Genomic DNA, 18351 nt, shown 5'->3' with positions numbered 1-18351 from the left:
TGCCTGCGAGATATAAAAATTCCATCAGATATTCCATGCTTTACTCCTTCGTTTTTACACAGTGAAGCATAGTCAGAAGCTTGTAAAAAATTCGTAAAGACTTAAACGGGGGGCGTAAACAAGATGTAAAAATTCAAGATGTAAAAATTCGGCAAAATTTGAAATTCAAAGGTAAATTGAAAGAGCGCGGATATTGATCTAAGATTAAGGGAGACTGTCTTGATGTATTTTTGTCAGGATTAGACGAATGACAAAGAATGTTGACTTATCAAAAGTTAACTAACGTCAGTCTTGCTTTGCCGCATAATTGCTCAAGTCTTTTAAAGTCTTTATCCATGTATAAGCCTGAGCAATTTGCCCATACCAGAAATTTTCGCCAGGAAATACGGCTGGGACATTTTCTATTGATCATGCTTGCCTACTTTGGTGCCGGGCGTGTCGGTTTGTCCATCCCCTATGTCAATCCCAGCGTCAGCCTGATCTGGCTGCCAACCGGCATCGCCATCACTGGCTTGCTGCGCCATGGCAAGCTGGCTGCTGTCGCCGTGTTTCTTGCCGCCTGGCTGCTGGAGATGTCGGCAGGCTTTAGCGTACTGGTAGCTGGCAGCCTTGCCGTAGGCAATACGCTGGGGCCAATACTGAGCAAATGGCTATTGCGCAAGCAAGGTTTCAGGCGTGATTTTTCCCGGCGGCGCGATGTCGTTGGCTTTGGCATAGCTGTCATGCTGGGCATGTGCATCTCGGCAAGCGGCGGCACGCTAACGCTATGGCTGCATGGCCTGAACGCTGATCCGGCGGCGGTCTGGCTGACCTGGTGGGCAGGGGACACTGTAGGTGCCTTGCTGGCAGCACCACTGTTGTTGTCTTTTTCACTGAAATCCTTGTCTGGCTTTTCCAGACGGAGCAAGGAAATCTTTGGCTTTCTGCTCTTGTTTGCACTGGCCAACTGGCTGATCTTTGCGTCCCCCTACAGCCACCTGCACCTGACCTTCATCATGGTGGGCATCATGATCTGGGCAGCCATGCGCTTTGGCATTACCGGTGCCTCTTGCGCAGTGCTGATCACGTCTTTGTTCTCGGCCTGGGCAACCTCGCACAGCATGGGGCCCTTCTATGACGGTGGCCAGGCCAACCTGCTGATACTGTGGGCGTATATGACGACCATGGTGCTGATCACCCTGATCATCACTGCACTGCAGTCAGAAAGCATAGACGCTACCCGGCAAATAGAAGAAGCTTATCAACGCATCAACAAGGTTGCCTCGCGCTTGCCCGGCCTGGTCTTGCAATACCGCATACGACCCGACCATAGTGCCGCCATTCCCTTTGCCAGTGATGCCATTGTGCAGATGCTTGAAGTCACGCATGAAGAAGTCAGGGACGATGCCCTGCATTTGTTTGAACGCATAGACCCGCAGGATATAGAAAAGGGCACCGAACTGATACGCGATGCCATGCGGAACCTGGCTCCCTGGCAAAGTGAGTTTCGCATGCGTCGCAAGGATGGTACGGTGCGCTGGCTGTATCTGGATGGCTTGCCAGAGCCTGAGCCCGGCGGCTCGATGTTATGGCATTGCTTTATCACCGACATTACCGAACGCAAACAGGCTGAACAGGATTTGCGCATTGCTGCCTGCACCTTTGAATCACAGGAAGGTATCTTCGTTACAGACGCCAACTGGATCATGCTGAGACTGAACCAGGCGTTCACCCGCATTTCTGGCTATACGACAGAAGACCTGATAGGCAAACGCCCGCCCCTGCACAAGACTAAACAGCAGGACAGGGATTTTTTTGAGCAGATCAATCTCTCACTGGCAGAGCACCGCTACTGGCATGGCGAGCTATGGAGTCGCCGCAAGAATGGTGAAATCTATCCGCAAATGGTGACCCTGACGGCGATCACCGATAGCCGTGGCGAAGTCAGCAATTACATAGGCTCTTTCAATGACATCAGCCGTCACAAAGGTTATGAAGCAGAGATACGCAATCTGGCTTTTTATGATCCGCTGACGCAATTACCGAACCGCCGTTTGCTGATGGACAGGTTGCAACACCTGATCTCGGTCAGCAACCGCAAGGACAATCATAGCGCCATCCTGTTTATCGACCTCGATAATTTCAAGACCCTCAACGATACCCGTGGTCATGATGCGGGTGACCTGCTGTTGATAGAAACTGCCAGCCGCCTGCAAACCTGCGTGCGTGACAGTGATACCGTCGCACGTCTCGGTGGCGATGAATTTGTCGTGGTGCTCGAAGAACTGAGCATAGAAAAAGAAGATGCCCTGCGCCAGGCTGACCGCATCGCCGAAAAAATACGCCAGTTACTCAGCCAGCCTTACCAGATCACCGACTTTGAACATCATGGTTCCAGCAGTATAGGTGTCTGCCTGTTCCAAGGTGGCGATATCACGGTCAAGGATTTGTTCAAGCGCGCCGATACTGCCATGTATGAAGCCAAGACCGCAGGCCGCAATGCGGTGCGCTTTTTTGACCCGGCCATGCAAGCCATACTCGTAGTGCGCATGCTGCTGGAATCGAATTTGCGCGTGGCACTGGCGAATAATCAATTCCAGTTGTATTACCAGGTACAAGTGAATTCCGAAGGCAAGCTCATCGGTGCAGAAGCCCTGCTGCGCTGGATACATCCTGACCGTGGTTTTATTTCACCGGCTGACTTTATCCCGCTGGCAGAAGAAACCGGCCTGATTATTCCTATCGGCTTATGGGTACTGGAAACCGCCTGTGCCCAGATCAAGCAATGGGAAAGCAGCAAGGACACCCGCCACCTGACCCTGGCGGTCAACGTCAGTGCCAAACAATTCCAGCAAGTCGATTTTGTTGATACCCTCAGCGAAATCATACGGCGTCACAAGATAGACCCAACCCGCCTGAAGATAGAACTCACCGAGAGTACCGTGCTCGACAATGTCGATGCCACGACCGAGAAAATGCACGAATTGAAAAAGCTCGGTATTGCTTTTTCCATGGATGATTTTGGCACTGGCTATTCTTCACTGGCCTATTTGCAACGCCTGCCGCTGAACCAGTTGAAGATAGACCAGTCTTTTGTGCGCGATCTCAGCCACGATGAAAACGATGCGACCATCGTCCGCGCGATTATTTCATTGGGCGTTAACCTAGGTTTGAATGTGATTGCCGAAGGGGTGGAAACCAGTGCCCAGCGAGCATTTTTGATTGCGCATAATTGCTATGCCTTCCAGGGTTATTACTTCTCCAAACCCTTGCCACTGGAAGGCTTCCTCGCCTTGTTAAAAGCGCCGGAGTCAGACGAGGTTCAATAAGCGCAGATCTGGCTTGCCGTCCTGCATGGGCGGGCACCAGAAATAGCTGCCCGTCTGCGGCACGGTGAACTGGAACAGGGCATCAGTGACACCATCTTCTGCACCCGACATACGTTTCAACTGCACTTCAAACGGGTAGAAGGAATTGGCAAAGGCGACAAAATATAAGCCGGCCTTGTCCTGTGCAGACCAGGGCATGGAACGCCTGAGCATGAAGGCCTCAGGTGTGAAATCCTCCTGTGCAGTACGCTTGACGTGGGCAGATTCTGGCGCATCTTCAAGCTCTTCATTATCGCTGCGGCGACGGCCTATGGCATTGTCCTGATCTGCTGTTGCCATGGCATCAAAACGATCAAATTTGTGTGCCCATTGCTGGATGGCGACAAAACTCGAACCTGCCAAACCAGGCGTATCACCCGCCACAAAAGCAGCAGCGATGGCTGCATCGCCATGCGGATTCTCGGTACCATCTTCATAACCGCTGAGGTCACGGCCTTCCTTGTATTTGAAGGCATCGACCTGCTGTTGTACTTCAAATGCCGGTGCCAGCAAAGACAGAAGTTGATGCAATTGACGCACCAGGTCGCCACGTTCATGCTGACGCAACCAGCACCACAATGCGGCAGGTGTCGCAGGCAGGCGCATGCGGCTACCCTCTATGCCATGGAATTCTTTCATGCCTGTGATCTCACTGCCTAATAACTGCAAGAGGCTGGCACCGAAACCGATGACCAGATTCTGGCCATCGGTCTTGTCAGCAAGATCGCGTACTACCTTCTTGACAGTTACGGCATCAGCACCTGCCTTGATATTCAGACTGAGATAAACGGCATGGACAGGGACTGCCTGCAATATGCCTTCCTGGAATAAGTTCATGTTACGGCTCCACTTTTTTCGAATTGATTGAATAGCGACAAATTTGTTTTAGCAAGCATAACGCATCTTGCTGAAATCCAGATTGCTAGCTACAATCAAACGCGAGGCAAATCGCTTCAACGTCGCTCGGACGGTTCCGGGCGCCCGTTCTTGCAGTCTGTATGGACTACAAGGGCTACGTACAATTTAGATCATGACAAATACAACTACTCCGCCGGGCCGGGGTTCTGCTGTTGAAGGCGCGCCTGTGCCTGCAACAAAGTTCTCTTTCGCTCGTATCAACCGCCTGCCCCCTTACGTATTCAATATCACTGCCGAGCTGAAGATGGCTGCGCGCCGTCGTGGCGAAGACATCATTGATATGTCCATGGGTAATCCCGATGGCGCAACCCCTGCACACATCGTAGAAAAACTGGTCGAAGTGGCACAACGCCCTGACACCCACGGTTATTCTGCCTCCAAGGGCATACCCCGTTTGCGCCGTGCTATTGCGCACTGGTACAAGAGCCGTTACGAAGTCGATATCAATCCTGATAGCGAAGCCATCGTCACCATAGGTTCGAAAGAAGGTCTGGCACATCTGATGCTGGCGACATTGGACAAGGGCGACACCGTGCTGGTGCCCAATCCCAGCTACCCTATCCACATCTATGGTGCAGTGATCGCCGGTGCCGATATACGTTCGATACGCATGAGCCCTGGCGTGGATTTTTTTGCCGAGCTCGAAAGAGCAATACGCGAGACTTATCCCAAGCCGAAGATGATGATCTTTGGCTTTCCATCGAACCCGACCGCGCAATGCGTGGAGCTGGAATTTTTCGAGCGCGTAGTCAAGCTGGCCAAAGAACACAATATCCTGGTGGTGCATGATCTTGCCTATGCCGACATCACCTACGACGGCTGGAAAGCCCCGTCCATCATGCAGGTGCCCGGGGCACGCGACGTAGCCGTGGAATTTTTCACGATGTCCAAGAGTTATAACATGGCCGGCTGGCGCATAGGCTTCATGGTAGGTAACAAGGAACTGGTCGCAGCACTCGCCCGTATCAAGAGTTACCACGACTATGGCAGCTTCACGCCCGTGCAGGTGGCGGCGATTGCCGCACTCGAGGGCGACCAGACTTGCGTCAATGAGATACGCGACCAGTACCAGCGCCGTCGTGATGTGCTTGTCAAAGGCTTACATGAACTGGGCTGGATGGTAGAGAAACCAAAGGCATCAATGTATATCTGGGCAAACATCCCTGAGCATTATCGTCACCTGGGTTCATTGGAATTTGCCAAACAGGTACTGGAAAAAGCCAAGCTCTGCGTTTCACCCGGCATAGGTTTTGGTGAATATGGCGATGAATATGTGCGCTTTGCCTTAATTGAAAATGAGTCGCGCATACGCCAGGCCTTGCGTGGTTTGAAAACCATGTTCAAGGAAGATGGGGTGACAAAATAGGCACGATCACTATTGCTGTCTTGCGTGACTTGCTGTCACCCTGGGGAGAATTACGCCCGCAAGCAGCAAGTGACTGGCAGGGTGAAGTAGCCCTGCCTGTGATTGTTGCCAGCCTTTATGAACAGATAGGCCCATGGGGTGAAATAGTCCATGAAAAAGTCGGGCCTACTGGTCTATCACTGAACGCGGGTGGTAATCCTGTCGATATACCTGTGCTCAAAAACCTGTGGTCCCGCCAGGCTTGCTATCGCTGGCATGGCAATACCGGCCAGCGTCTGCCTGAGTGGCAAGAGCACTGGCTGGTGGTGGCGACCGAAGGCAGCAATCCCTTCATGCTCGATACCATATCAGGGCAAGTGTATTTTGCCCTGGCCGGTGGCAAGCCTGATTTCCAGCTGTTTGCACCAGACTTGCTGACAGCCTTTGCCGCCATCGCCTGTGTCGCGAATACCATACGCGAACTGGATGAACAGGCTTTTGATGACACCTATGAATTGACAGCCGCCGCACGTGCGCAAGTCACTCTGGATCTGGACGAATTGCTGGCTGGCAGTGCGGACGCCCGTCAGATGCTGGCTGCCTGGCGCTGGTATTGCTGATCATTTTGCAAGCCAATTACTCCGCCAGCTTGCGCATCTGCGCATACAAATCTGCCTTACCTTCAAAGCCTATGCCTGGCAATTCTGGCAGCAGGATATGGCCGTTGACAACCTTGACACCATCCGGGAAACCGCCATAGGGCTGGAACAGATCGGGGTAGGATTCATTGCCACCAAGGCCCAGGCCAGCAGCAATATTCAGCGACATCTGGTGGCCGCCATGGGGAATGCAGCGTTTGGCTGACCAGCCATGCTCGCGCAACATATCGAGCGTGCGCAGGTATTCGACGAGGCCATAGCTGAGGGCGCAATCGAATTGCAGCCAGTCGCGGTCAGCACGCATGCCGCCATAGCGTATGAGATTGCGGGCATCCTGCATCGAGAACAGGTCTTCTCCGGTCGCCATGGGATTGGGGTAGTAATTGCGCAGCGTGGCCTGCAATTCAAAATCCAGCGGGTCACCCGGTTCCTCATACCAGAACAGGTCGTATTGCGAGAGTGCCTTCGCGTATTTTATGGCAGTGTCGAGGTCAAAGCGGCCATTTGCATCGACCGCTAGTTTTTGCCCGTCACCGAGCACACTGAGGATGGAGTCAATGCGGCGCAAGTCTTCATCGAGCGACGCTCCACCTATCTTTTTCTTGACCACGGTATAGCCACGGTCAATATAGCTGCGCATTTCATCCTTGAGTTTGTCGTGGTTCTGGCCGGGGTAGTAGTAACCACCTGCTGCATAGACAAAGATATTGCGGTCTGGTGTGCCATTGCCATAACGTTCTGCCAGCAACTGGAATAAGGGCTTGCCTTCTATCTTGGCTACTGCATCCCAGACTGCCGTGTCGATGGTACCGATGGCTACCGATCGCTCACCGTGGCCGCCGGGTTTTTCGTTGGTGAACATGCAGTTCCAGATCTTGTGCGGGTCAAGATTGTCACCGGCATCATTGATCAGGCTTTCTGGTGCAGCTTCCAGCACGCGCGGGATGAAGCGTTCGCGCATGAGTTTGCCTTGCCCATAGCGGCCATTGGAATTGAAACCGTAACCGATGACGCACTTGCCATCTCTGACCACGTCCGTTACAACAGCGACCAGACTCAGCGTCATCTTGCTGAAATCAATATAGGCATTGCGTATGGGTGAACTGATGGGAACGGTTTGTTCGTGTATTTCTACGATTTTCATTTGGCTTTATCCTGATAGGTAATGGGGGCAAACTTTGTATGCGCAAAGCTTACTCTTCATTTATAGCCATATAATTCACTCATATTTAAACCATTATTTACTTCAAGTGAATATCGATATCGCCCCTGAGCTGACTTTTTTCGTGCTGCTGGCCAAGCTGGGCAGTTTGTCGGCGACAGCACGCGAACTGGGTATCACCCCGCCTGCAGTGACCAAGCGATTGATGTTGATGGAACAACGCCTGGGTGTACGTCTGGTCAATCGCACCACACGCCGCCTTAGCCTGACCAGCGAAGGCGAATCCTATCTTATGCAGGCAACGCAGATACTGGGCAGTATCCGCGATATGGAAGAATCGGTATCGAGCAGCCGAGGCGTCCCCAAAGGTTTGCTGCGGGTGAACGCCACACCCGGCTTTGGCCGCACCCACATTGCACCGCTGGTGTCACGCTTTGCCCATTTGCATGAAGAGGTGGAAGTGCAATTGCAACTGACTGACCGCCCCATAGGCCTGGTGGAAGAAGCGTATGACCTGGCGATACGCTTTGGCGAGTTGCCGGATTCACGCCTGGGTGCCCGCAAACTCATGAGCAACCGGCGCTTTTTATGCGCTTCACCCGCTTATCTGAAACAGGCCGGGCATCCGCAAACGCCTGCTGAGCTGCATCATCACCGCTGTATCCTACACAGGAAAAATGATGATGTATATGGCACCTGGCGACTGGAAAAAGGCCGCAAGGTGGAACTGGTCAAAGTACGCGGCGCGGTGTCCAGCAATGACGGCGACGTGGTGCTGAACTGGGCGCTGGATGGCCACGGCATCCTGGTGCGCTCGGAATGGGATTTGAATAAATACCTGGAAAGCGGCAGGCTGCAAATCGTCTTGCCTGCCTATACCTTGCCATCGGCTGACCTGTATGTGTATTACCTGAGCCGCCGCCAGCAACCTGCCAGGGTCAGAGCATTTATTGATTTTTTGGTGGAAGAGTTCAAATGAGAATCCGGCTGTAGCCGGATTTCATCAATAATCACACTGCTGTCCGGAATAATTATCTTGACTCATTTGGAGAGTCAAGTACGAACAGCGTCGCGGCGATTCTTCTACGTCGAAGACTTAATTCTGCAATTGAATAATTTTTGCCAGCGATCATGCTTGAAGCTCCTTCCCCTTCAAGGGGAAGGTTGGGATGGGGATGGGTTTCTGTAGCAAAATCATGTGCAGCCAATCGACCGAAACCCATCCCCACCCTAACCCTCCCCTTGAAAGGGAGGGAATTTACTCGTTATTGTTTGTCAAGGACATTATTCCGGACAGCAGTGATCAATGATCAGCTTTCCAGGTTTTCATGATGCGCGATCAAACCACGCTTCCAGTAAGCCGCTACCCGCATGGCAGTACCAGCATGGTCTTTTTCTTCAGCCAGTATGCGGCGTGTTGCAGCCATGGTCGCAGCTTCACCGGCGCACCAGGCGTAGCCATCACCCACTGGCAAAGGCAGGGCGCGCAGGGTATCCAGAAACTCTTGCGCGCTATCTACCCAGACGATGCTGATATCTGCAGCGCTGTTTAATTCGCGACGTTCTGCTGGTGGCACTTGCAGGATGACAATCGCGCGCGCCCCGGCAGGCAATTCTTCCAGGCGTCGGGATATCGCTGGCAAGGCAGTTTCATCACCCGCCAGTAAATGCCATTCATAGTCGGTGGGGATGACTAAAGAGCCACGCGGCCCCGCGACAGTGACGCCATGGCCAACATCAGCCTGGTTGGCCCAGGCGGCAGCAGGGCCATCACCGTGTATGGAAAATTCCAGCACCAGTTCGCCTTTGGTGGCATCGTAATGTCTGGGCGTGTAATCACGCATGACGGCGTTTTCACTGTCGGCACCCAGTATCAGTTTAAGGTGATCATCAAAAGATGCACTGATAAAACCCGGGAGATCAGCACCACTGAGAGTGATGCGGCGGAAGTGTGGAGTCGGGCTTTCAACACGGACAACTTGCAGATTACGGCGTTTGATTTCATGGCGTATGCGTTGTACGCGGCTGGTTTCAGAGGCTATACTCATTTATTGACCCATCAAATTAGTTGACAATATCTACTATAATGCGCAAAACAAATGACAATGTCAACCATTCTCAAGAAAATAATGAGGATGGGGTGCTGGACCTTATCCATACGGTCATGCATCAATACCGGTCCATGCAATACCAGGCCCTGCGCGATGGCCCGCATGACATTACCCATATGGAAGGCAAGGTGTTGAGTTTTTTTGGCCATTATCCTGGCGCTACCCAGAGTGACCTGGCCAAGCACAGTGGCCGCGACAAGGCGCAACTGGCAAGACTGATCAAGGGCTTGCGTGACCAGGGCTTGCTTGATGCGGTTGCCGATGAAAGCGACAAGCGCAATGTCAGGCTAACTTTGACTGCCGATGGACAAAGCGTATTGACAACCTTGCGCCAGCAAGCCAAACGTCTGAACACCCTGGCATTGAAAGATATGGCCAGTAATGAGCAGCAAGAGTTATTGCAACTCTTGCGAAGAGTTCAAGTTAATCTGAACACCGGATCTTAAAAATTTTTTTCCTTAAAGCAGAATTGTCAGATCATGAGTAAATACTGGAGTGAAGTTGTCCACAAGCTGAGCCCTTATACCCCTGGTGAGCAGCCAAAGATGGCCAGGCTCATCAAGCTCAATACCAATGAAAACCCTTACCCGCCTTCACCCCGTGTGCTTGCGGCGATACAGCAAGCCACCAGTGCTGACCTGCGCCTCTATCCTGATCCCGGCTCGGATCATTTGCGTAGCGTCATCGCCAATTATCATGGCTTGCAGGCAGACCAGGTTTTTGTTGGTAACAGCTCGGATGAAGTGCTGGCCCATGTGTTCCAGGCTTTGCTCAAACATCAACGGCCCTTGCTCTTCCCTGACATCAGTTACAGCTTTTATCCCGTGTATTGCGGCCTGTATGAAATCGCCCATCGCAGCGTGCCACTGGATGCCCAGTTTCAACTCAATGTAGAAGATTATCTGCAAGAAAATGGCGGGATTATTTTCGCCAATCCCAATGCGCCAACTGGCTGTGCCGTGCCGCTGGAAAAAATCGAATTCCTGCTGCAACACAATCGCGATACGGTCGTTGTCATCGACGAAGCTTACGTGGATTTTGGTGGCGAGACAGCGATTGCGCTGATAGACCGTTACCCCAATTTGCTGGTCGTACATACCCTGTCAAAATCGCGCTCACTGGCTGGTTTGCGGGTAGGTTTTGCGGCAGGGCATGCAGATTTGATTGCAGGTTTGAACCGTGTCAAAAACAGTTTCAATGCTTACCCGCTGGACAGGCTGGCAATAGCGGGCGCGATTGCCGCATTTGAAGACCAGGATTATTTTTTGCAGACTTGCCAGGCTGTGATGGCAACGCGCGAAAGGCTGGCTGCAACTATGCGGGATTTGGGTTTTGAAGTCTTGCCATCGGCGACGAATTTCATCTTCGCCCGTCACCCTCGTTTTGCGGCAGAAGAAATTGCCCTGGGTTTGCGCCAGTGCGGCATCATCGTGCGCCATTTCAAGCTGCCACGCATCAGTGAATTTTTGCGCATTTCCATAGGTACAGATGATGAAAGTACTGCGCTGCTTGCGGCACTAAAGCTACTTAAAAAATAAAGCTGTAAAAGTGCTTACTCAGGCCACAGGGACAATGCCAGTTCCTCTATATTATTCGGGTCATTCAGTTTCTTTTTAGCCTCTGCCCATTCGGCAGGGGCGGGCACTGCTTTTTTGGTATGCACAGCTGTGTCTATCGCCATCTTGATACCGAACACCAGAATGCCGCTTTCTACGTTTAAAGGCGGGATTTTTTTGATGGTTTCATAAATCTGGTTATCGTAGTATGCATCCACCGCAGGGGTCATGTCGAGCCAGCAGGTGACTTCACCATCCGAGCGTACAGCCACGACCAGGTAACCTGCGCTCGCAGGCATCTTGGCTTTTTTGAGTGCCTTGTAAATCTGTGTTTGCAAGACACGTGTATAACGGCCAAAGGTATCGACATTGATGCCTTTTTTTTCCAACTCAGTTTGCGACTGGAAAAAATAGACAGAATCAAAACGCGTTTCTGCTGCCTGCGTCAGGGTGGAAAAACACAGCAATAATGTCGCCAGCAGCAGTTTCATGGTGGTCTCAATTCGTCCCAATTAGTCTCACTCGGTTTTACCTGGATTTACTTATTTACGAATACGCCAGCTTCACGGTTCTTTTGTACGTCATTCCAGGGAAAGACCTTGCCATTCATGGCAACGTGCACACCGGCTGGCAAGAGTTGCGCTGCGCTACAGGCAAAACCCAGATTGAAGAAAGCATCAGAATTGGCGATTTCGTAAGGGATCATGGCGCCGGTAAACACGATAGTCTTGCCCAGATTGGCCGCACCCAGGACTTCTGCCGTTTCACGCATGGTGTCGGTACCATGGATGATGACAATCGCTTTTTCTGCGGACTGCTGGCAAGCCTGCAAGACGGTATTGCGGTGGCTGTCGTTCATGTCCAGTGAATCTACCAGCATGCAGACTTCCAGCTCTACGGGTATCGTCAGGCGCGCACGCTTGAGCACTTCAGGCAGGTGGCTGTCTGCAAAGCTGAGCTTGCCTGCCAGTTCGTCATAATGTTTGTCAAAAGTGCCGCCCGTGGCGATGATGCGCAAAGTCATGGTCTTGTCTCTGTAGATAAAGGATGTGTAAAATTTTAGATTAGACACATTGTAACGCGCATAGGGGGCCAGTGAAAACTGCTACACTAAGCTGTTGCATTTCATCGCATGCAGCTTGTTGATACATCCCGGATACACCAGAGATATATGAAACCGATAGCCCCCGGAACCGTTATTTTTCACCGCCATCGTGGCTATGGCGTGTTGACTGCCGTGAACCTGCTCAGTGGCTGGGTGGCGGCGCGTTTTGGTGATGAAAAACGCACCCTGGACTTGAACTTATCAACAGACGAAGTTCAGCATGCCGATGGTGAACCCATACTTTTCCGCCGCACCCCGCCAGAACGCATGCCGCATGCACGTTTGATGGCCATGGTCAGGGACTTGCATGCTGCCGGTTATCAAAAACTCTATCTGTATAGCTGGCCCAAGGCGTCTGGCCTGCACTGGCGCTGGCAGTTATTCACAGGCACGCGCAACTGGATGCAAAGACCCTGGCGCGAAGGCTGGTATGGATCAGGTGCCGATTACAATTTCAACCCCGTCATGGGCTGGGGTGATGCACCCGGTGCCAGCACGGCTGAATTGATAGAAGCCCTGGCGCGCTTTGATCCGGCTGGCCTGGCAAATGCACTGGGCCAGGATGAAGACCACACGGCCTGGTTTGCCGCAGTGTGTGATGCCTTGTTGCCGAATTACGCCTATAGCCTTGGAGCAGATATCCCGGAGCAGCCCTTGCCGCTATACCTGCCCGTGATCGCCGTGCGCCAGCGCCTGCCAGACTGGCAAGGTGAGGGCCTGGCCTATCCACCTGGATGGGAAAAAACCTGGAGCCCCGACAGCCTGCAACGCCGCCAGCAACAGCGCGCCGTGGTCAGGCATGATGTCATACCTGCCAGTTGGAGTTTGCCGCTGGAATTTTGAGTTTGAATTTGAGTTTAAATTCAGGCAATGAGTTCAGCTTATTTTTCTGGAAAGATGGTGACAACTCAGGTCGAAGCCATTATTCAGATACAGCCTGTGTGCATCATGCCTTTGGTAACCAGTATCGAGGTGCAATTCACTGCAATTCAAGATCTTTGCCTGCAGCTTTACCCATTCCATCAGGGCTGATCCCAAACCTGCGTTTTTCTTTTGCGGGTGGGTGATCAAATCATCAAGGTAGAGTATCTTGCCCCAGGCCAGATAATGCTGCACGCGATAACCGGCAGCGGCAACTACGTCGTCATCCATGTAGATGCAGGCAATTGTATAGCCTTCAGACACCTGGGTTTGTACCCGGCTGATGAATTCCTCTTCATCCAGGTGGGGCCGCAAGTAGCTGAATACGGCGAAGCACTGACGTATATTTTCTACATGGCTGGTATCAACTATGCTGACTTCGTATTTCATGTCCATGCCGTTTCCCCCTTTAGCCAAGAATCATGAGCCCAGTGATTCCCACAGGTTATCCCAGTCATTCGGCTGGAAACTGCCTTCGCGCTTTAAGACCAGCTGGCCTTTTGGATTGATCACAAAATGCGTAGGCTGGCTGACGATAGTGCCAAAATTATCCTTATACCCCGGTGTATTGCGCCAGATAATGGGGAAGCGTTGTTCCGCAGGGACAGCCAGATTGATCAGTTGTACATAAGAATCAAAATCTTTCTTGTCTGCATCAATATTAATCGCCAGCAACACAAAATTGCGTTTCATATTACCAACATAAAACTCACGCATAAGTTTCAAATCACGCGCACACAGATTGCAACCCGCCGTAAAAAAACTGACCAGCAGGGTCTTGCCTGCGTAATCGCTGATGGCCAGTTTTTTACCATTTAGTTCAGCCCCTTGAAAACTCATCTGCTGGCTATCTTTGCCCGCCTGGGCGGAGGCAGAGAAACTGGCCACGGCCAGCGTGGCTGCAGTAAGAACGCTGAGTAATTTTGTTTTGTTCACGATAGGGACTTTCTATAAATGTATATGCTTATACGTGAATAATACGACAGATATATATTAGTCGTCGCCTTGATCCATCTGCTTACAGAAAATTATTTCAATACTACTAATGTGATAATTTCATCACTGATGTGGCTCCGTGCCTGCTCTGCTCATACGCAAAAAACAGGCTCACTGCGTCTGCGGATTACTGAACGTGTACTCAAAATATGCCACCACCTCGCGTGCCAGCGAATAGGCATCGCGCACTTCGTAGTGCGTGGAATGTACATGTCCTACAGTCTCAACACCGTATTTTTTCATCGCCAGCTGGAAGCGTGCGATATGAAAAAACTGGCTGGCCAGCATCGTGGTTTTCCAGTTTTTCTCCCGCATCAGGGCAGCGGTATTTTTTGCCGTGGCAAAGGTGGTGACGCCCTGATTGTCGGTAAACACAGCCGCATCTGGCACACCATGATCAACCAGGTATTTTTTCATGACGGCAGCTTCATCATGGCCTTCTTCGCCCACGCCGCCACTGACCAGGATGGCTTTGCATTTTTGTGCCGCAAATAAATGCATCGCAACATCAAGACGGCCACGCAAGCGCTCGGATGGCTTGCCATCAGGATTAACGGTATTGCCTGGTACGACGACCACATCCGCCATCACGATCTGATCACGCAAACCCAGGGTAGAAATGGCTGCAGCCATGAACAGGAGGCAGATCAGCAAACCCAGGCTGAATTGTTTGATTTTCTTTTGCAGTGAATAAGGCATGGAAGCTAGGGATTAATAAAGACGAACCCGCATGCTAAGCCTTTTCACAGGGGATTGCAAAAAGATGCATTCAGGCAGACAACACTGCCCTGCGGTTAATTTGCCATGAGCGCGCCCATTGGTTGAAGACATCAGCAGGCATGGGCTTGCAATAATGATAGCCCTGGGCAATGTCACAACCCATGTCCTTCAGTTGCTGTTCTGCCCTGGCACTTTCTACGCCCTCGGCAACCACCCTGAGATTGAGGTTATGTGCAAGTTGTATCGTCGATAGCACAATGGCACGGCTGTTGGCATCGGTTGCCATGCTGCGCATGAAGCTCTGGTCTATCTTGAGTTCATCTATCTTCAAGTCCTTGAGACTGGCCAGGGAAGTATGCGCGGTGCCGAAATCGTCTATGGACAGGCGAAAGCCCAGCTTGTGCAGGCTCATCATATTTTGCAATGCGGTCTCGGGGGTATCGGCAAAGCTGGCTTCGCGCAGTTCGAGGACGATGGCCTCAGCAGGTATATTGAATTCTTTGAGCAGGCCACGCACATCATCAATCAGTTGATGGTCGAGTATGCAGCGCGCTGACAGGTTGATCGAAACAAACAAGTCCAGGCCTTCGGCACGCCACCTGGCAAGCTGGCCAAAAGCTTCGCGCATGGTCCACAAAGTAAAGGCTTTGATGAGGCCTGATTTTTCTGCGATGGGAATGAATTCTGCGGGAGCGATGGGCCCGGATACCGGGTCTATCCATCTGGCCAGGGCTTCGGCACCAATGACGGCACCGGTTTGCAAATCTATCAGGCCCTGGTAATGCAGGCTGAGTGCGTTTTTGTGCAGGGCTTCATGCAATTGTACAAAGAGCAGTTGCTGCCGGTTGAATTGAAGCTCCATTCTTTCCTCATAAAAAGCCAGACCCTGGTTGGCGAATTGCGCCTGCAACATGGCCTGGGCCGCCTTTCGTAGCAGGGTTTCTGCATCACTTGCGTGGCTGGGGAAACTGGCAACACCTATGGTGTGATCGATGTGGACGGCATAGTCATTGATCTTGTATTCAAGGCGAAAGGCCAGCACGTCCCGGATAATCTCGCTGGCATTGACGTCTTCGGTATGCTTGCGGTAGATACAGACAAATTCATCACGTCTGACGCGGGCAAAAATACCGCGGGAACCTACCGTAGCCGTCATGGTGGCGGCGATATTGCGTGTCAGTTTGTCGCTGGCATCTGGCCCTATGAGAATTGCTGTCTCGAACATTTTTTTCAAGCGTATATGCGCCACCAGCAGGGTGTGGCCACGCTCCTGGGCGTTGGCGATTTCCCTGCTCAGGATATCCAGCAGGCGCAGGCGGTTCGGCAGGCCGGTGACCCCGTCCTGGTAGGCTGCCAGCTCCAGCCTGCTGACATAATCACGGGTCTTGGCCTGCATGCCCTGTTCACTGACATACAGTTTTTCTTCTAGCTGGCTGCGGCTGAAATTATAGGCAAGCGCAATCGCGGAATAAAACAACAGCGCAGCACTGGCCTGCAATACGAATTTTTCATCATAGGCATAAGCAAAAGGGAAAATGCTGCTGCCCGCCAACATGCTGAACGCCATGGCAAGCAGCCATACCAGGCTCCATTGTGCGCCCTGGCGCTGGCCCTTGAGCCATAAGGCCAGGAAGGGAAAAGCATAGATCCACAAGATGCCGCTGCCAGCAATACCGCCCAGCAAACCCAGGGCAACACTGGCCAGCAGGGCAAACAGCAAGAGCAGGGATTCGGCCGTAGCGAGCAATTTCTCATGGCTGGACATAAAAAATGCAGCACCCATCATGAGCACGGCGGTAATGGCAACGATGATGCCAGGCAGGGGATAGCCGGACTGCAGATAATTGGCCAAAGCCAGTAACAGCACACCTGGCAAGGCCACATAAACAAGCTGCCTGACATGGGGTTTGCGTTGATGGACACTTAGCTCATGCCGGGCAAGCATGCCCAGCACGCCCTTTACTATTCCTGTATGTGGCATCAATAGTCTCATCGCAAGGCTCTCCCAACATCAGTGGATATGGACGAAGCGCGGGGTTGTAGAGGCAATGTGCAGTTCTGGAATGATTGGTCGGCAGCAATCATCAAAACATTCAAGATGACTGAAATTGAATACCGCGTATATGCACCTGCTCTTTATTCTCTGACCTGACTTTGATGCTAGAGTTTAGTGCATTTTTTACAAAATTAAAGTATTCACAATGTTATTTTTGAAATATTTTCCCGCATGTTGTAAAATAGGCAAATCATGCCGGGCAAGATTTTGTTCAACCCGGCATGTACCCATTCCTTCAAATTACCCGGCCTGCAAAATATTCTGTGGATTGCCATTGGCAAAATCGACGATATTCTGGAAAGCAATACGGAAATACAGTTCGTAGCTGCTTTGCTCTACATACCCCAGATGCGGGGTAGCCAGGACATTTTCCCTGTGCAAGAGTGGGTGATCAGGGGCAACAGGTTCACTCTCGAAAACATCAATCGCAGCAAAGCCAGGGCAGCCAGCATCCAGCGCTGCTTCCAGTGCGCCTTGCTGCACCAGTTCGGCGCGGCTGGTATTGACGAACAGGGCATCCGGCTTCATCAGCGCCAGGTCAGCCTGGCTGACGATGCCGCGGGTCGCATCGTTCAGGCGTAGATGCATGCTGATGATGTCGCATTCAGCAAAAAAAGCTCCCTTCGATGCTGCCACCAGCAAACCATCTGCGGTAGCCTGTGCACGGCTGGGTTCACGTCCCCAGACCATGACCTGCATGCCAAAGGCCTTGGCGTAGCCTGCGATCATCTTGCCTATCTTGCCGTAGCCCCAGATACCCAGGGTACGTTTTTTCAACACGTGGCCCAGCTGGTTGTGGGCAGGGTGTAGCGACGAGGTTTGCCAGACGCCATCCTGCAAGAGTTGTGCATAACTGGTCAGCTTGCGTGATGCTGCCATGATCAGGGTCCAGGTAAGCTCAGCCGGTGCTGTCGGATCACCTATGCCCTCGGCGATGGCGATACCCAGTTCATGAGCAGCGGCAATTTCGATATTGCCTGCGACTTTGCCGGTCTGGGAAATGAGTTTCAGATTTGGCAGCTTTTGCATGAGGGCGCGGTTCAGGCGGGTGCGTTCACGTATCAGCACGACGGCATCAAACGGCTGCAGGCGTATCGCCAGCTGTCCTGTACCAACAGCCGTATTATTGAAGACCTTGACTTCATGGTCCTTCAATAATTCAAAGCAAGGCAGTTGCCGGACGACGTCCTGGTAATCATCAAGTATGGCTATTTTCATGGTTTGTCCTCATTCGTCCTTATACATTCTTTAAAATCCGGGAAAATCTTTATTCCTGCTTCTATTCTGGTTTGCGTTGAAAAATCTTCACTTTCATAAAACGTAAAACAATGATAATGAAACTGAGGCAAAATTCGCTTCCGGCCAGACTCGCGTGTACAATGTTCGCCTACGTAGCTTTTAGATTCTTCCGCCCCGCGCCATCCTGCCGGGCGCAAGCCAGGAGCCAAGACACCC

General features: G+C 51.9%; 17 protein-coding genes. 7 read left to right on the top strand and 10 right to left on the bottom strand.

The annotated features are described in order from the left end of the window. The first annotated feature begins 335 nt into the window (after positions 1–335). Positions 336–3308 carry a bifunctional diguanylate cyclase/phosphodiesterase gene (locus ACO0LN_RS04490; protein ID WP_422971376.1) on the top strand — a complete coding sequence of 991 codons (2973 nt, stop codon included), beginning with the start codon at positions 336–338 and terminating at the stop codon, positions 3306–3308. Here ACO0LN_RS04490 and ACO0LN_RS04485 read toward each other — a convergent pair. Next, positions 3291–4184, bottom strand: a complete 894-nt coding sequence (locus tag ACO0LN_RS04485; protein ID WP_422971374.1) for a Dyp-type peroxidase — start codon at positions 4182–4184, stop codon at positions 3291–3293. The two genes, ACO0LN_RS04490 and ACO0LN_RS04485, sit on opposite strands and share 18 nt — an antisense overlap. Positions 4185–4377: 193 nt before the next feature. Between ACO0LN_RS04485 and alaC the strand changes: the two genes are divergently transcribed. Together alaC and ACO0LN_RS04475 are read left to right on the top strand one after the other, a co-directional pair. Further along, positions 4378–5631, top strand: a complete 1254-nt coding sequence (gene alaC / locus ACO0LN_RS04480; protein ID WP_422971372.1) for an alanine transaminase — start codon at positions 4378–4380, stop codon at positions 5629–5631. A 20-nt stretch (positions 5632–5651) separates the two neighbouring features. Further along, the gene (locus tag ACO0LN_RS04475; RefSeq protein ID WP_422971370.1) at positions 5652–6230 is read left to right on the top strand and encodes a hypothetical protein; all 579 of its coding nucleotides are present in this window, start codon (positions 5652–5654) and stop codon (positions 6228–6230) included. 16 nt (positions 6231–6246) lie between these two features. On the opposite strand, the gene ACO0LN_RS04470 is transcribed toward ACO0LN_RS04475, so the two are convergent. Further along, positions 6247–7413, bottom strand: a complete 1167-nt coding sequence (locus ACO0LN_RS04470) for a mandelate racemase/muconate lactonizing enzyme family protein (protein WP_422971368.1) — start codon at positions 7411–7413, stop codon at positions 6247–6249. Positions 7414–7519: 106 nt separating this feature from the next. On the opposite strand from ACO0LN_RS04470, the gene ACO0LN_RS04465 reads away from it, so the two are divergent. Then, positions 7520–8410, top strand: coding sequence for a LysR family transcriptional regulator (locus ACO0LN_RS04465; protein WP_422971366.1), 891 nt, complete (start codon positions 7520–7522; stop codon positions 8408–8410). Positions 8411–8741: 331 nt separating this feature from the next. On the opposite strand, the gene ACO0LN_RS04460 is transcribed toward ACO0LN_RS04465, so the two are convergent. After that, positions 8742–9479, bottom strand: a complete 738-nt coding sequence (locus tag ACO0LN_RS04460; protein ID WP_422971364.1) for a siderophore-interacting protein — start codon at positions 9477–9479, stop codon at positions 8742–8744. Between the two features lie 38 nt (positions 9480–9517). On the opposite strand from ACO0LN_RS04460, the gene ACO0LN_RS04455 reads away from it, so the two are divergent. Then, positions 9518–9988, top strand: coding sequence for a MarR family winged helix-turn-helix transcriptional regulator (locus tag ACO0LN_RS04455; RefSeq protein ID WP_422971362.1), 471 nt, complete (start codon positions 9518–9520; stop codon positions 9986–9988). Between the two features lie 33 nt (positions 9989–10021). After that, positions 10022–11080, top strand: a complete 1059-nt coding sequence (gene hisC / locus ACO0LN_RS04450) for a histidinol-phosphate transaminase (protein WP_422971360.1) — start codon at positions 10022–10024, stop codon at positions 11078–11080. Positions 11081–11094: 14 nt separating this feature from the next. On the opposite strand, the gene ACO0LN_RS04445 is transcribed toward hisC, so the two are convergent. Both ACO0LN_RS04445 and ACO0LN_RS04440 read right to left on the bottom strand, forming a co-directional pair. Beyond that, the gene (locus tag ACO0LN_RS04445) at positions 11095–11589 is read right to left on the bottom strand and encodes a hypothetical protein (RefSeq protein ID WP_422971358.1); all 495 of its coding nucleotides are present in this window, start codon (positions 11587–11589) and stop codon (positions 11095–11097) included. A 47-nt stretch (positions 11590–11636) separates the two neighbouring features. After that, positions 11637–12122, bottom strand: coding sequence for an asparaginase domain-containing protein (locus tag ACO0LN_RS04440; RefSeq protein WP_110254445.1), 486 nt, complete (start codon positions 12120–12122; stop codon positions 11637–11639). A 147-nt stretch (positions 12123–12269) separates the two neighbouring features. On the opposite strand from ACO0LN_RS04440, the gene ACO0LN_RS04435 reads away from it, so the two are divergent. Beyond that, positions 12270–13046 carry an L-asparaginase gene (locus ACO0LN_RS04435; RefSeq protein ID WP_422971356.1) on the top strand — a complete coding sequence of 259 codons (777 nt, stop codon included), beginning with the start codon at positions 12270–12272 and terminating at the stop codon, positions 13044–13046. A gap of 33 nt (positions 13047–13079) precedes the next feature. On the opposite strand, the gene ACO0LN_RS04430 is transcribed toward ACO0LN_RS04435, so the two are convergent. From ACO0LN_RS04430 to ACO0LN_RS04410, 5 genes are all read right to left on the bottom strand, one after another. Further along, positions 13080–13520, bottom strand: coding sequence for a GNAT family N-acetyltransferase (locus ACO0LN_RS04430; RefSeq protein WP_422971354.1), 441 nt, complete (start codon positions 13518–13520; stop codon positions 13080–13082). Between the two features lie 24 nt (positions 13521–13544). Next, on the bottom strand, positions 13545–14060 hold the full coding sequence (locus ACO0LN_RS04425; RefSeq protein WP_422971352.1) for a TlpA family protein disulfide reductase: 516 nt from the start codon (positions 14058–14060) through the stop codon (positions 13545–13547). Between the two features lie 171 nt (positions 14061–14231). Next, entirely contained in the window at positions 14232–14819 is a 588-nt protein-coding gene (locus tag ACO0LN_RS04420; RefSeq protein WP_422971350.1) for a YdcF family protein, read from the bottom strand. A gap of 70 nt (positions 14820–14889) precedes the next feature. Further along, positions 14890–16821 carry a putative bifunctional diguanylate cyclase/phosphodiesterase gene (locus ACO0LN_RS04415; protein WP_422971349.1) on the bottom strand — a complete coding sequence of 644 codons (1932 nt, stop codon included), beginning with the start codon at positions 16819–16821 and terminating at the stop codon, positions 14890–14892. Positions 16822–17136: 315 nt separating this feature from the next. Then, positions 17137–18114 carry a D-2-hydroxyacid dehydrogenase family protein gene (locus ACO0LN_RS04410; RefSeq protein ID WP_422971347.1) on the bottom strand — a complete coding sequence of 326 codons (978 nt, stop codon included), beginning with the start codon at positions 18112–18114 and terminating at the stop codon, positions 17137–17139. Between the last annotated feature and the right edge of the window lie 237 nt (positions 18115–18351).

Origin of the sequence: Undibacterium sp. TC9W (assembly GCF_049339865.1) — a bacterium.
GTDB lineage: Bacteria > Pseudomonadota > Gammaproteobacteria > Burkholderiales > Burkholderiaceae_D > Undibacterium.
Note: the sequence above shows the minus strand (reverse complement) of the source record. Positions and strands in the feature narration are given on the sequence as shown.

Coding starts and splice junctions, on each gene's coding strand:
- ACO0LN_RS04435 (WP_422971356.1), top strand. CDS start 12,270: ATGAAACCGATAGCCCCCGGAACCGTTATTTTTCACCGCCATCGTGGC.
- alaC (WP_422971372.1), top strand. CDS start 4,378: ATGACAAATACAACTACTCCGCCGGGCCGGGGTTCTGCTGTTGAAGGC.
- ACO0LN_RS04420 (WP_422971350.1), bottom strand. CDS start 14,819: ATGCCTTATTCACTGCAAAAGAAAATCAAACAATTCAGCCTGGGTTTG.
- ACO0LN_RS04490 (WP_422971376.1), top strand. CDS start 336: ATGTATAAGCCTGAGCAATTTGCCCATACCAGAAATTTTCGCCAGGAA.
- hisC (WP_422971360.1), top strand. CDS start 10,022: ATGAGTAAATACTGGAGTGAAGTTGTCCACAAGCTGAGCCCTTATACC.
- ACO0LN_RS04445 (WP_422971358.1), bottom strand. CDS start 11,589: ATGAAACTGCTGCTGGCGACATTATTGCTGTGTTTTTCCACCCTGACG.
- ACO0LN_RS04430 (WP_422971354.1), bottom strand. CDS start 13,520: ATGGACATGAAATACGAAGTCAGCATAGTTGATACCAGCCATGTAGAA.
- ACO0LN_RS04455 (WP_422971362.1), top strand. CDS start 9,518: ATGCGCAAAACAAATGACAATGTCAACCATTCTCAAGAAAATAATGAG.
- ACO0LN_RS04460 (WP_422971364.1), bottom strand. CDS start 9,479: ATGAGTATAGCCTCTGAAACCAGCCGCGTACAACGCATACGCCATGAA.
- ACO0LN_RS04440 (WP_110254445.1), bottom strand. CDS start 12,122: ATGACTTTGCGCATCATCGCCACGGGCGGCACTTTTGACAAACATTAT.
- ACO0LN_RS04470 (WP_422971368.1), bottom strand. CDS start 7,413: ATGAAAATCGTAGAAATACACGAACAAACCGTTCCCATCAGTTCACCC.
- ACO0LN_RS04410 (WP_422971347.1), bottom strand. CDS start 18,114: ATGAAAATAGCCATACTTGATGATTACCAGGACGTCGTCCGGCAACTG.
- ACO0LN_RS04485 (WP_422971374.1), bottom strand. CDS start 4,184: ATGAACTTATTCCAGGAAGGCATATTGCAGGCAGTCCCTGTCCATGCC.
- ACO0LN_RS04415 (WP_422971349.1), bottom strand. CDS start 16,821: ATGCCACATACAGGAATAGTAAAGGGCGTGCTGGGCATGCTTGCCCGG.